12 protein-coding genes are annotated in these 12,191 nt (G+C 42.0%); 6 read left to right on the top strand and 6 right to left on the bottom strand.

The window, feature by feature from the left end:
* The first annotated feature begins 622 nt into the window (after positions 1–622).
* The 4 genes from HC733_RS09080 (at position 623) to HC733_RS09065 (ending at position 3,264) form a co-directional block, all read left to right on the top strand.
* Positions 623–1,294 (top strand): CsgG/HfaB family protein, encoded by a 672-nt coding sequence (locus HC733_RS09080; protein WP_190364731.1) that lies wholly within the window; start codon positions 623–625, stop codon positions 1,292–1,294.
* Positions 1,295–1,302: 8 nt separating this feature from the next.
* Positions 1,303–1,659, top strand: coding sequence for a DUF4810 domain-containing protein (locus tag HC733_RS09075; protein WP_190364730.1), 357 nt, complete (start codon positions 1,303–1,305; stop codon positions 1,657–1,659).
* Positions 1,656–2,321 carry a DUF799 domain-containing protein gene (locus HC733_RS09070; RefSeq protein ID WP_190364729.1) on the top strand — a complete coding sequence of 222 codons (666 nt, stop codon included), beginning with the start codon at positions 1,656–1,658 and terminating at the stop codon, positions 2,319–2,321. The genes HC733_RS09075 and HC733_RS09070 overlap by 4 nt, the downstream gene beginning before the upstream one ends.
* A gap of 142 nt (positions 2,322–2,463) precedes the next feature.
* Complete coding sequence (locus HC733_RS09065; protein WP_190364728.1) at positions 2,464–3,264, top strand: VOC family protein; 801 nt, start codon at positions 2,464–2,466, stop codon at positions 3,262–3,264.
* A gap of 26 nt (positions 3,265–3,290) precedes the next feature.
* Here HC733_RS09065 and HC733_RS09060 read toward each other — a convergent pair whose 3' ends face one another.
* The 5 genes from HC733_RS09060 to priA form a co-directional block, all read right to left on the bottom strand.
* The gene (locus HC733_RS09060) at positions 3,291–3,662 is read right to left on the bottom strand and encodes a gamma-butyrobetaine hydroxylase-like domain-containing protein (protein ID WP_190364733.1); all 372 of its coding nucleotides are present in this window, start codon (positions 3,660–3,662) and stop codon (positions 3,291–3,293) included.
* A 62-nt stretch (positions 3,663–3,724) separates the two neighbouring features.
* Positions 3,725–5,053, bottom strand: a complete 1,329-nt coding sequence (gene hslU, locus HC733_RS09055; protein WP_190364727.1) for an HslU--HslV peptidase ATPase subunit — start codon at positions 5,051–5,053, stop codon at positions 3,725–3,727.
* Between the two features lie 11 nt (positions 5,054–5,064).
* Positions 5,065–5,583, bottom strand: a complete 519-nt coding sequence (gene hslV, locus HC733_RS09050; RefSeq protein WP_190364726.1) for an ATP-dependent protease subunit HslV — start codon at positions 5,581–5,583, stop codon at positions 5,065–5,067.
* A gap of 78 nt (positions 5,584–5,661) precedes the next feature.
* Positions 5,662–6,186 (bottom strand): SPOR domain-containing protein, encoded by a 525-nt coding sequence (locus HC733_RS09045; RefSeq protein WP_190364725.1) that lies wholly within the window; start codon positions 6,184–6,186, stop codon positions 5,662–5,664.
* Between the two features lie 7 nt (positions 6,187–6,193).
* Entirely contained in the window at positions 6,194–8,365 is a 2,172-nt protein-coding gene (priA, locus tag HC733_RS09040; RefSeq protein ID WP_190364724.1) for a primosomal protein N', read from the bottom strand.
* A 231-nt stretch (positions 8,366–8,596) separates the two neighbouring features.
* Here priA and rpmE point away from each other — a divergent pair, with 231 nt between their 5' ends.
* Positions 8,597–8,812 carry a 50S ribosomal protein L31 gene (gene rpmE, locus HC733_RS09035; RefSeq protein ID WP_152087320.1) on the top strand — a complete coding sequence of 72 codons (216 nt, stop codon included), beginning with the start codon at positions 8,597–8,599 and terminating at the stop codon, positions 8,810–8,812.
* A gap of 807 nt (positions 8,813–9,619) precedes the next feature.
* Positions 9,620–10,876, top strand: coding sequence for a malic enzyme-like NAD(P)-binding protein (locus HC733_RS09030; protein ID WP_190364723.1), 1,257 nt, complete (start codon positions 9,620–9,622; stop codon positions 10,874–10,876).
* 52 nt (positions 10,877–10,928) lie between these two features.
* Here HC733_RS09030 and HC733_RS09025 read toward each other — a convergent pair whose 3' ends face one another.
* Positions 10,929–11,951: a phospholipase A gene (locus tag HC733_RS09025; protein ID WP_190364722.1), complete on the bottom strand. Its 1,023-nt coding sequence runs from the start codon at positions 11,949–11,951 to the stop codon at positions 10,929–10,931.
* Positions 11,952–12,191: the final 240 nt, after the last annotated feature.

Genomic DNA, 12,191 nt, shown 5'->3' with positions numbered 1-12,191 from the left:
TCTTCTATTGGATATATTTCACCAGCTCAATATGAAGCTGATTTCTATGATAATTTAAAAGAGTCAGGTAAAGTAGCCTGACTTAAACAACTAGTCTCCGATGAACTCGGGGCGATTCATTGTTTGCGTACTTAAAAGGAAATAATAAGGTTAACCTAAGAGTTCAATGGTTATTTAATGAGTACAACCAACATAAAGATAACTTCAAAATTGAGCTGGAGAACACGTATACAATCGATGCGGACCAAGCCATGTTATTTGGGGGACATTATAATGACTGGGCTGAGTCAAAATCCAATTTAACTTTATTTGTTGGTTATAAACGTTATTTTTGAGGATATTACTAGCATCTTATGCATACCAGCGAGTGAGTCTTTTCTTAGTATACTCACTTACAGTTGTAATCGTGCATTCTAAGCTGTGTTTTATTTGGAATTAATCTAACAAACTCTCCTTCCTCAGTTTACAGTCAAATTTTCAGACGTAAATCTATGTCAATTACCCAATACAGATATTTACACACTATTACAGCGTATTTGGGTGCGAAGCGTATACTAGCGTTTTAGTAAAATAGTTGGCTTATAGGCCTTAAATAAGGCTCATATTAAATAAGGATTAAGTTATGTTACAAAAACAACTTTTAGTCGCAGGTGCAGTGGTATCAGTATTGCTGAGTGGTTGTGCGGCCACTGAATCATCTCAAGTCGTTGAAGTTAATAAAGTTCAGTCTTATAACTCTTCTTATGCTGGCAAGAAGAGTCAGTTGTCGGTAGGTAAGTTTCAAAATCAGTCCAGTTTCCAAAATGGTATATTTGGTAATGGAGTAGATAGACTAGGCTCTCAAGCTAAGACTATTTTACTTACCCATCTTCAGCAAAGTAATCGCTTTACGGTTTTAGAAAGATCTAACTTAAGTGAGCTTCAACAAGAAGCTGGTTTTTCCGGTGCACCACAAAACATAAAGGGCGCCAAGTACGTTGTAACTGGCGATGTATCAGAGTTTGGTAGAAAGCAGCAAGGTGATAAACAGTTGTTTGGCATTCTCGGTAAGGGTAAATCACAGATAGCGTATGCCAAAGTGAACCTAAATATTGTAGATGTTTCTACCTCTGAAGTCGTTTATTCCGTTCAAGGGGCGGGTGAATACAGTTTATCGAGCCGAGAGATTGTGGGATTTGGCAGTACAGCCAGCTACGACGCAACTCTGAATGGTAAAGTCCTCGACTTAGCAATTAGAGAGGCTGTAAATAATCTTGTCACTGGCATAGATAAAGGCGATTGGCAGCCAAACTAGAGGCGCGAATGAATAAGCTTATACTCTTTACAGCTTTGCTCTGTGTGATACTTTTATCTGGATGTGAATCAAGTAAACCGCTCTACTACTACGGTACTTATTCTCAGAACCTGTATGACTATTTTAAAGCGGATGAAGTGTCAATCAGCGAACAAATAAACACGTTAGAGCGAACAGTACAAACGGCAAAAAACCGCGGTGTTGCGATTGCTCCGGGTATTATGGCGCATTTAGGGTATTTATATTTGCTTGAAGGAAATACAGTGCAAGGTTTTAACTACCTAGAGCAAGAAAAACGCGATTACCCAGAGTCTGAGCACTACATTAATTTTCTGATAAGTAATACAAAAGGAGAAGTACAATGAGTGTTTTTAAAGTTCTCTCTATGAGCTTTGTAATTGTATTACTCAGTGGTTGTGCTTCAAATAGAGCGTCATACGATTACAGTGCTTACAGAAATAGCGACCCTCATTCGATACTGGTGTTGCCTCCAATTAACGATTCGAACGAAGTGATAGCACCTTATGCATTGCTATCACATGTCACCAGGCCCTTAGCTGAGTCAGGCTACTATGTTTTGCCAGTAGCTCTGGTAAATGAAACGTTCAAAGCGAATGGATTACCCGTAGCGGAAGATGTTCATGCTGTGCCGCCGAACAAGCTGTATGAGATATTTGGCGCGGATGCAGCGTTGTACATAAACATAAAAGAGTATGGAACATCTTATGCTGTTATTAGTAGTGAAACAGCCGTAGAGGTATCAGCGAGGCTTATAGACTTAAAAACCAGTACCATTTTATGGGAAGGTAAAGCAAGGGCATCAAGTGCGGAACAACGAGACAGAGATGATAATTGGCAATCTTCACTTTTGTTAGCCGTTTTAGACCAAGTGATAGAAACGGTCAGTGACAAAAGTTTTGAGGTATCCAAAGTGGCGGCACAAAGGCTGCTATCTGCACAGCCGCAAAACGGTATTTTGTATGGGCCTCGTTCTCCCCATTATAATGTTTCAAAAACGGCTCAGTGATTATTGATAAAGTGCCGCCTACTTCTAGGATATACTGTGTCACTATACGCAATTTAGCTCGCTATATAATTGAGGTTATCAATTGCGTATTTTGGCTATTTCTACTATCACCCTTATAGGTGTTCTAAAAAGGCGGACGAATATGAGCAAATTAACTTATGCCCACACCCACGAATTTTGCTGGGCTGAATTGCGGGCTGCAGATTGGCGTGTTGCCAAGCCTTTTTATTGTGCATTATTTGGTTGGGAATTTGATGATGAACGCAGCGCTAATGGTGATTTTTACACCAATTTTAAGAAACAAGGCGATATCATCGCGGGCATGTATGAAATGGATGACGACAAAAAAGCGGCGCGAGAGCAAAGTGTTTGGCAAGCCTACGTCGCTGTATTAGATGTTGATGCCTCTATAGATAAAGCACAAAAATTAGGTGGCAAACTTGTACGCGGCCCCTACGATATAGGCGAAGCAGGCAGAATGGCCATTATTAGTGACCCAGGTGGAGCACAGATCACGATATGGCAAGCCAAAGAGCATATTGGTAGCCGTCGAGCCTTTGAGGCTAATACCCCTTATTGGCATGAACTCGCATGCCGAAACCGCGATGTAAAAGAAGCATTCTATAGTGAGCTATTTGCTTGGAATTCTATTCATCAAACTGTACAGGGGGTGGATTATGTTATTTTTAGTAATGATGACCATGCACTTGCAGGTATGGTGGAAATGAATGACGCTTGGGGCTCAAAAACTCCTTCTCATTGGATGATGTATTTCGCTGTTTTAGACTGTGATGCGATTGCAAAAAAAGCAGCAGGGTTAGGGGCAAAAGTGTGTGTGCCGCCAACGGATGTGCCGGATGTTGGACGTTATGCGGTGATCTGTGATCCGCAAGGGGCGTTTTTTTCAATCATCGAATCCTATATGGACACTATCACACCATAGCACACAGGTGTGCGTTTGTTGGAGTGTTAAGGTACAAACTTGATAGGGACCGTGTGCTCGGTTTCTTTGTACTTTGCAACGCGTTGTTGGTACTTTTCCCAAAGAGCGTGATGATCAGTGGACAAGGTTCTGACGTATTGCCAACTATATAAGCCGCTATTGTGGCCATCATCAAAACTCAAACGTACAGCGTAGTGACCGACCGGCTCAAGTTTAGTGATAGCTACGTTTTGCTTATCCAACACGAGCTTCATACCATTACCGTGATCTTGCACTTCAGCGCTGGGTGAATGGGTGCGTAAGAACTCACAACTTAATGTGAATTGCATCGCATCGTCAAAGACGATATCTAACGTTTTACTTTGCTGATGGTAGTGTAATTTGGTGACGATATACATAATAGACCACTTAGTTAAGCGGATTGGCATAAAGCGGAGCACACAGCTCCGCTTTATGTGTGTTATAGGATAAAGCGAGACAAGTCCTCGTCTTGTACTAATGCATCTAAGTGCTTTTCTACATAAGCTGCATCAATCACAAAACTTTCACCTGCCTTTTCTGACGCGTCGTACGATAACTCTTCCATCAGTTTTTCCATGATGGTGTGAAGACGACGAGCACCAATGTTTTCTGTTTTTTCATTTACTTGCCATGCAGCTTCCGCAAGGCGTGTAATTGCATCATCGGTGAAGCTAATATCAACTTGTTCGGTTTTCATTAAGGCTTCTTGTTGCTCAGTTAGGGATGCGTGTGGCTCTGTCAGAATACGTTTGAAGTCGCCAGCGCTCAGCGCCTCTAGCTCAACACGAATAGGTAAACGGCCTTGTAGCTCAGGAATAAGGTCCGATGGTTTTGCCATTTGGAATGCACCAGAGGCAATAAACAGAATATGGTCTGTTTTGACCATGCCATGCTTGGTATTAACGGTTGAACCTTCAATCAGAGGTAGCAGGTCACGTTGCACACCTTCTCGGCTCACATCTGGGCCTTGGGCTTCACCACGTTTACAGATCTTATCTATTTCATCGATAAACACGATACCGTTTTGCTCAACCGCGAAGATAGCTTGTTCTTTTAGCTCTTCAGGGTTAACCATGCGAGCAGCTTCTTCTTCAACCAGCAATTTAAACGCATCTTTGATCTTAAGTTTGCGCTTTTTCTTCTTCTGGCCAGTCATACTTTGGAACATACCCTGTAGCTGGTTGGTCATTTCTTCCATACCAGGTGGTGCCATGATCTCAACTTGTGGCGCTGACTCGGCAACATCGATATCAATTTCTTTATCGTCTAGCTGACCTTCGCGTAGCTTCTTACGAAACACTTGGCGCGTAGAGCTGTTTTCACTGGGTTGAGCTTCACCCCAAGCATCTTTGGCAGGTGGTAACAATGCATCAAGAATGCGCTCTTCCGCCGCTTCTTCTGCACGATGCTGGTGTTTCTTAGCCTGTTGCTCACGGGTCATTTTGAATGAGATATCAACTAAGTCTTTGATGATCGACTCAACTTCCTTACCAACATAACCCACTTCGGTGAACTTAGTGGCTTCTACTTTAATGAAAGGTGCGTTGGCGAGTTTAGCAAGGCGGCGGGCAATTTCAGTTTTACCGACACCCGTTGGACCTATCATCAGGATATTTTTCGGTGTAACTTCTGCGCGTAAATCGTCAGCAAGTTGCATACGGCGCCAGCGGTTACGCAGTGCAATAGCCACGGCTTTTTTTGCTTTGTCTTGACCAATAATATGTTGGTCTAATTCGTGGACGATTTCTCTTGGGGTCATTGCAGTCATGGCAATTCCTCTTACAATTCTTCTATGGTTTGGAAATTGTTTGTAAATACACAGATATCACCTGCAATTTTTAAACTTTTTTCGACAATTTCTCTGGCACTGAGATCGGTATTTTCAAGCAATGCGATTGCTGCAGATTGGGCAAAATTACCACCACTGCCAATTGCTATCAGGTCATTTTCTGGTTGAACGACATCACCGTTACCAGTGATAATAAAAGACGCTGTTTCATCGGCAACCGCCAAAAGTGCCTCAAGTTTGCGCAGCGCTCTGTCACTACGCCAATCTTTTGCCATTTCTACCGCGGCCTTAGTTAAATGACCTTGGTGCATTTCAAGTTTGCTTTCAAAACGTTCAAATAAAGTAAATGCATCAGCGGTGCCACCGGCAAAGCCTGCCAGTACTTTGCCGTTGTACAAACGACGCACTTTACGGGCGTTGCTTTTCATTACTGTGTTACCAAGCGATACTTGGCCATCACCACCAATGACAACTTTATTGTCACGACGTACGCTTACGATGGTAGTCATAGTATTCCTTAAAAACGAAGGCGCTCTTGGCGCCTTTTTATATGAGATTGTTAGAAGATATGGGCTAATGAGCTAAAATCAAGTCCAACCCCAAATACCACATCCTACAATTTTAATACGTTTGAGTTTATTTTTGTCGCTCTCAGCTTGTCGTAAAGTATCGTATGGTCCTAAGCGAACGCGATACCAAACTCCATTACTGCCTTCAGTGCGACGGATCTGAGCAATTAAGCCGGCAAATGCCATTTTGGCTTTCATTTCTTCTGCTTGTTCATGAGTTCTAAAAGAGCCACATTGCATTTGATAAGGGCCTTTGCTCTTTATCTCTTTAACTTCTACCTTAACCTCGTGCTCTTTTATTTCTTCAAGAAATGGTTTGAGCACAGGCTTTTCCAGCTTTGGGGTCTCTTTTTTAACGGCTTGAGTTGGCGTTGGCTTTTCAGGTTCAGCATGGTGTTTTATGTACCAAAGGCCATAGGCAAACCCACCTACGAGCAATAATGCTGCAAGCGACATGATGATCGGAAAGGGTTTTTTAGAGGCTGTGTTTTTGCCGCCTTTGTTGTTCTTTGGCTTTCTATTTATGTAATCGTGTTGTGCCATAACTTACTTAGTAGGTATCCATAGGATCTATGTCTATGCTCCAGCGCACTCGATTAGCCAGTTTATGGTCACAAATATATTGCATTAACTGACTAATATAGCTGTGCAAAACAACTCGCTCTGAAGCCTGAATATGTAATTGATAACGATACTTACCCGCCAGTCGCTCCATGGGCGCGGGGATCGGCCCGAGCAATTGTATACCACTGAAGGGGGTAGCGGGAATAAGATCTGATAAAAAGTCGAATACGAGCTTCGCATTAGTCGCTTGGGCCCTGAGTATTGCTAAATGACTAAATGGCGGCAATTGCACCTCTTCGCGCTCTTTTAAAGCGAATCGAGCAAAGTCCTGATAACCATTATTAACAAGGTCTTGCAAAAGTGGATGCTCTGGAAAGTGAGTTTGTAGCAGCACTTTACCAGCTTCACCACTTCGCCCTGCGCGTCCCGCGACTTGTGTTATCAATTGCGCCATATGCTCCGTGGCGCGAAAATCACTTGAATATAAGCCACTGTCTACATCTAAAATGACGACCAGACTTACATCTGCGAAATGGTGGCCTTTGGCGAGCATTTGCGTGCCTATTAGAATGCGAGCACCGCCTTGATTTATTTCATCTAATGCTTCTTCTAGTGCACCTTTGCGCCTTGTTGTATCTCGGTCTATCCGACTTAGGGGCGTATCAGCAAAGCGCTCTGCAAAAAAGGCTTCTAATTGCTCAGTTCCCATCCCTGTTGGCATTATTTGGGTGCTACCACAATCGGGGCATTGTGGTGGAACAAATGTCTGCTCACCACAATGATGACATACCAATCGGTTCATTGCTTTATGGTAAGTGGCACTTGCACTGCAGTGTTGGCATTGGCTAAGCCAACCACACTCATGGCATAGTAAAGTAGGCGCATAACCACGACGATTCAAAAATACCATCACTTGCTTAGCGCGTTTCAGTGTTGCTTCAATATGTTTTAGGGTGTTTGGTGCGATGCCCGCTTGCTCTTTTTGACCTTTCATATCGACCAGTAAAAACTGATTGTCTGTGGTCGTTTGTGCGCGTTGAGATAGCGTGAGTAGCTGGTATTTACCACTGATGGCTTTTTGCAATGTTTCTAGTGCAGGTGTTGCAGTACCAAGGATCAGTGGGATCTGTAAATTCGCACAGCGATAGACTGCCAAATCTCGAGCATGATAACGCAGCCCTTCTTGTTGCTTAAAGGAGCTGTCATGTTCTTCATCAACAATAATCATGCCCAAGTTTTTAAAGGGTAAAAAGATGCTTGATCGCGTCCCTATCACTAACGCACTGCTACCTTGCTCTGCACGTCGCCAAGTGTGTAAACGTTCATTATCAGTGAGATTGGAGTGCCAAAGGTCAATAGGAAGGCCTGCGAAGCGGCGTCTAAAACGATTAACGGTTTGAGGAGTTAAACCTATCTCAGGAACCAAAGTAAGTGCTTGTTTGCCACTTTCAATAATGCGCTCTAGGCTTTGCAGATATACCTCTGTTTTGCCACTGCCAGTAACCCCCTCAAGTAAAAAGCAGCGATAGTCATTTTGTTGGTTGATTGCACTGCATGCAGTTGCTTGCTCTTCATTCAACCGTGGCTTTTGAGATATGTTGATGGCCTCAGTTTGCCATTGTGTGTCATGCTTTATTTGTTCGCTGATTAAGCCCTTTTCGAGCAATGCATTAATTTGTTGCTTACTAAAGCCCAGCGCTTTTAGCTCTGTTAAGCTCGACTCTCCAGATTCATTAAGCTGTGTTAGTAAAGCCATTTGCTTTTTGGCTCTAAGCGTTGGTAATTGTTTGCCAGCCTGCGTTAAAGCAAAAGTTGCCACTGTCGTCTTATCTGGATGGTCACCATCGCGCAGTGCACCAGGAAGTGCAGTAAATATGGTTTCACCTAACGGGTGGGAGTAGTATTGGGCGCAAAAGCGTAAGAACTTAAGATGCTGCTGGGATAAAATAGGGGTGTCATCTAGCACTTCAAAAACGGATTTTAGTTTGCTCTGAGGTACCTCAGTGTCATGTTTGACAGCAATAACAATGGCTAACAGCTTGCGATTACCAAAAGGAACTTTGACACGACTTCCCACTTTAACGTCGGTATTATCAGGTATGCGATAATCAAAAGTGCGAAATAAAGGCACTTTAATGGCAACTTCAGCAAACATCATGAGCCTTTTTGATAGACCAAACACAGAGGTTAATGTACTAAAGGCGAGTGTAAAAGCCTAGCTCATTAACATGACTTGCTGTTTAGTTGTACAAAAAACACCATATTTGATGATTTATTGCTTGTGGATCGCTTAAGAGTTACATAAAATACGCGTCCACTAATTTGTATAAACTACGTATGGTGCCAAACTTCGGGTTTGGAGAGCGATACGGCCTAACCAGAGGTTGCTATGAAAGAAGGTATTCACCCTAATTACGAAACGATCAACGCTACTTGTTCATGTGGTAACAAGTTCCAAACTCGTTCAACACTATGTAAAGACATTCACTTAGACGTATGTTCTGAGTGTCACCCGTTCTATACTGGTAAGCAAAAAATTCTTGATACAGGTGGTCGTGTTGATCGCTTCAACAAACGTTTCGGTGCTCTTAGCAGCAAAAAATAAGAAATGTTTGACTAAAAAAGCACCTCAGGGTGCTTTTTTTGTGCCTATTAATATTTATACCAATTTTATTAATACATTGATCATTCTAGCGAGCTAAATGACTCATTAACTGCGTTAAATATTTCTCATGTAGAATAACTACATAGCGAAATATTTGCCTTGTTTCTAAGCCATTTATCTGTCGCAATATCTGATCACTTATTTAATGTAATTGGTATTATTCCTCGTTTATATTTAGCCAGTGCTAAATGTTCGAAGATCTCATCCCCTCGCATTAATCTGGTCACGGCAAACAAAATATCTCAAATAGAGTTTTAGCTTTAATTTTTTACTGTTATCTCCATTATTCACAGTTATGCATTTGTTTTCTGTTTTCTCAAGGCTATATTTTAGTCAGAACATGAAGTTAGATTTGCTTAGTCTAAATCATTTATTGCATAAAAATGCCTTTATGAATTTTTAGTTAAAGAGGCAAAAGTACGCTAAATGTCATTAAATTTAGGTACATTGTTGGTAAAGTTCATTATCTTTTGTTTTTCTAGCGCTTTTAATAAAGCCGAGCAAGATTAGATAAAATTGCACATGAACTAGCCAATAATACCGATGGTTGAGCTGTTTTATCGTGACTTTAAATTGATTAATTTAAGTTAAATGTCGGTAAAATGGTGGCTATTTTCGGTTAAATGCAGCTTAAGTGGATCGACCTCAAATAGCTTGAATATATTTATAAACAAGGTATTGTTTAACTAATATTGCGAATTTTATCTCACTCTCACTTTTAACTTCTTTGCAGGAAAAAATCGCGTCATGTCAGACTTTCGTGAACAAGCACTACATTATCATGCTCATCCCGTTCCAGGTAAAATCAGCGTTGAGCTGACCAAACCAGCGGAAACCGTAAAAGACTTAGCATTGGCTTACAGCCCTGGTGTGGCAGAGCCTGTGCGTGAAATCGCAGCCGATCCAAGCACCGCTTATAAGTACACAGGTAAAGGTAATATGGTTGCCGTGATCAGTAATGGCACCGCAATTTTGGGACTTGGTAATTTAGGTCCCTTGGCATCAAAACCTGTAATGGAAGGTAAGGCCTTACTGTTTAAGCGTTTTGCAGGAATCGATTCTATCGATATTGAAGTTAAGCACCGTACTACGGAAGACTTCATCAATACCGTTGCTAACATTGCAGATACCTTTGGCGGTATAAATTTAGAAGATATCAAAGCACCAGAGTGTTTTGAAATCGAAAAGGCGTTGATTGAGCGCTGTGATATTCCGGTATTTCACGATGACCAACATGGTACTGCTATCGTTACGGCAGCGGGCATGTTAAATGCGTTGGAAATACAAGGAAAAGAGATCCACGATGCGATCATTGTATGTTTAGGGGCCGGTGCTGCGGCTATCGCTTGTATGGAGCTACTGATTAAATGTGGCGCCCAACGCGAACATATCTATATGCTTGACCGAAAAGGGGTTATTCATACCCGTCGTGACGATCTGAATGAGTATAAAAAGTTGTTTGCCAACAATACTGATAAGCGCACACTTGAAGATGTTATTGCAGAAGCAGATGTATTTGTTGGGGTATCTGGACCAGACTTGTTAAAGCCTGAAGAATTAAAATTAATGGCAGATAAGCCCGTTGTGTTTGCATGTTCTAACCCTGATCCAGAGATCAACCCTGAAGTGGCACACAGTGTCCGTCAGGATTTGATTATGGCAACAGGTCGTTCTGACTACCCAAATCAGGTGAATAACGTACTGTGTTTCCCGTTCATTTTCCGAGGCGCACTGGATGTACGTGCAACCGCAATTAATGACGAGATGAAAATTGCTGCAGTAGAGGCAATTCGCAGTATCGCCAAAGAACCGGTACCTGCAGAAGTGTTAAAGGCTGCCGACGTCGAGAGCTTAGAGTTTGGGCCTGAGTATATTATTCCTAAACCGATGGACCCACGCTTGTTACCACGTATTGCTAAAGCAGTTGCACATGCTGCAATTGAATCAGGTGTTGCGCAAATTGAGCTGCCAGATAATTATATGGCGCATCATAAAGCACAGTGATTTATAGAGAGTAAAAAGCCAGCATCAGCTGGCTTTTTCTTTTCGACTGTTACTACAACATGTCGGTTATAAGTAACCCTACGCCAAAGCGCTGAATATGCGCATTGTAATCAATCATACTCTCTCCATAGCCGTTAAAGTATTGCGCATAGCCGCGTAATCGGCCCCAGATAGGAAAAGACCAATCCAATTGAATGGCACCTTTGTTGTCACTGTTGAGATTGTTACGAGTCATAAAGCCAAATTCATGATCCTCATAGCGGTAAACTCCACTTAGCTCGAAATAACCCATGTACTTATAGATATCAGGGTTATCATCGCCTTTGGCAGCAAGAATATCCTCTTTTTTGTCTTCAGGTAGTCGGTACCAAGGTTTAAAGCTAAAAACAAAACCGTTATTTTCCCAAATAAAATTACCATAGATACGATTCCAAGAACGTGAATTGGGCTGGCTACGGCCATTGGATTGGTGAGAAATACCAAGTATAAATGCCATTTCATCACCCCATAAAACGTTATCGTCGTCTAAAAAGTTTATCCAGAACAGCTCGGGTTCATAGTTGGTTTCGCGAAAGGGAGAAGAGATCTCTTTATTGTAAAACTGCCAGAAGGATTGCAAGGTAAAGCCCATATAAATAGCTTGGTCCTTGTCTGAAAACCCAGTATAAACTGGTACTTTTAGGGATATTTGATATTTAACTTCAAAGTTGTCTAGTGGTTCGCCTTGTTCATCGTTCAGCGCTTTTAAGCCACTAAACGGACGGCTATTTGGGTTGGTAATATACGACACGGGCAAAATATAATTGCGATGGTGTGGGGTGATCACATTGCGGTTGGTTTGTGTGATACGTTCGCGCGCCATTCTTTTATCAAGAGCGCTGAGCTGTTGAGTCACTTCTGCGCAGGCTTTTCTTAGTTGTGCAATCGTTCGGTTTTGATCACCTGCCAGAATTTCATTCATTATACATTGTTGCACCAAATCGATTTCATCTTGCTGCTTTTCTTGTGTAAGACCTTTTGGGCTGAAAGCTAAAGCGCTCACAACAAGACTGTATAGTATTGCATGCAGTTTCATAATTGCTTGTTTTGTTTAGTGGTTGTCGCCTTAGTATACACTTTTTAAATGAAATTGCGGTTAACCGAATAACGCAGCTTCTGATGATGTTCGTAGCAGTTTGTTGGAAAAAGGCTGGCGGCACATGCCGCCGGCGCTATATTGGTGTACCCAATACGCCAAACGGTACATTACTTACTGCAAAAAGTGCAAATGGCGGAGTGATGATGGTGTGAAAAAATGTGCTCTTGAATATTTTGT

This window comes from Pseudoalteromonas sp. S16_S37 (assembly GCF_014694405.1).
Taxonomy (GTDB): domain Bacteria; phylum Pseudomonadota; class Gammaproteobacteria; order Enterobacterales; family Alteromonadaceae; genus Pseudoalteromonas.
The sequence above is the reverse complement of the archived record's forward strand: the minus strand, read 5'-3'. Positions and strand labels throughout refer to the sequence as shown.

Excerpts from the sequence above, each read along its gene's own strand:
- HC733_RS09080 (WP_190364731.1), top strand. The coding sequence starts at position 623 with ATGTTACAAAAACAACTTTTAGTCGCAGGTGCAGTGGTATCAGTATTG.
- HC733_RS09075 (WP_190364730.1), top strand. The coding sequence starts at position 1,303 with ATGAATAAGCTTATACTCTTTACAGCTTTGCTCTGTGTGATACTTTTA.
- HC733_RS09070 (WP_190364729.1), top strand. The coding sequence starts at position 1,656 with ATGAGTGTTTTTAAAGTTCTCTCTATGAGCTTTGTAATTGTATTACTC.
- HC733_RS09065 (WP_190364728.1), top strand. The coding sequence starts at position 2,464 with ATGAGCAAATTAACTTATGCCCACACCCACGAATTTTGCTGGGCTGAA.
- HC733_RS09060 (WP_190364733.1), bottom strand. The coding sequence starts at position 3,662 with ATGTATATCGTCACCAAATTACACTACCATCAGCAAAGTAAAACGTTA.
- hslU (WP_190364727.1), bottom strand. The coding sequence starts at position 5,053 with ATGACTGCAATGACCCCAAGAGAAATCGTCCACGAATTAGACCAACAT.
- hslV (WP_190364726.1), bottom strand. The coding sequence starts at position 5,583 with ATGACTACCATCGTAAGCGTACGTCGTGACAATAAAGTTGTCATTGGT.
- HC733_RS09045 (WP_190364725.1), bottom strand. The coding sequence starts at position 6,186 with ATGGCACAACACGATTACATAAATAGAAAGCCAAAGAACAACAAAGGC.
- priA (WP_190364724.1), bottom strand. The coding sequence starts at position 8,365 with ATGATGTTTGCTGAAGTTGCCATTAAAGTGCCTTTATTTCGCACTTTT.
- rpmE (WP_152087320.1), top strand. The coding sequence starts at position 8,597 with ATGAAAGAAGGTATTCACCCTAATTACGAAACGATCAACGCTACTTGT.
- HC733_RS09030 (WP_190364723.1), top strand. The coding sequence starts at position 9,620 with ATGTCAGACTTTCGTGAACAAGCACTACATTATCATGCTCATCCCGTT.
- HC733_RS09025 (WP_190364722.1), bottom strand. The coding sequence starts at position 11,951 with ATGAAACTGCATGCAATACTATACAGTCTTGTTGTGAGCGCTTTAGCT.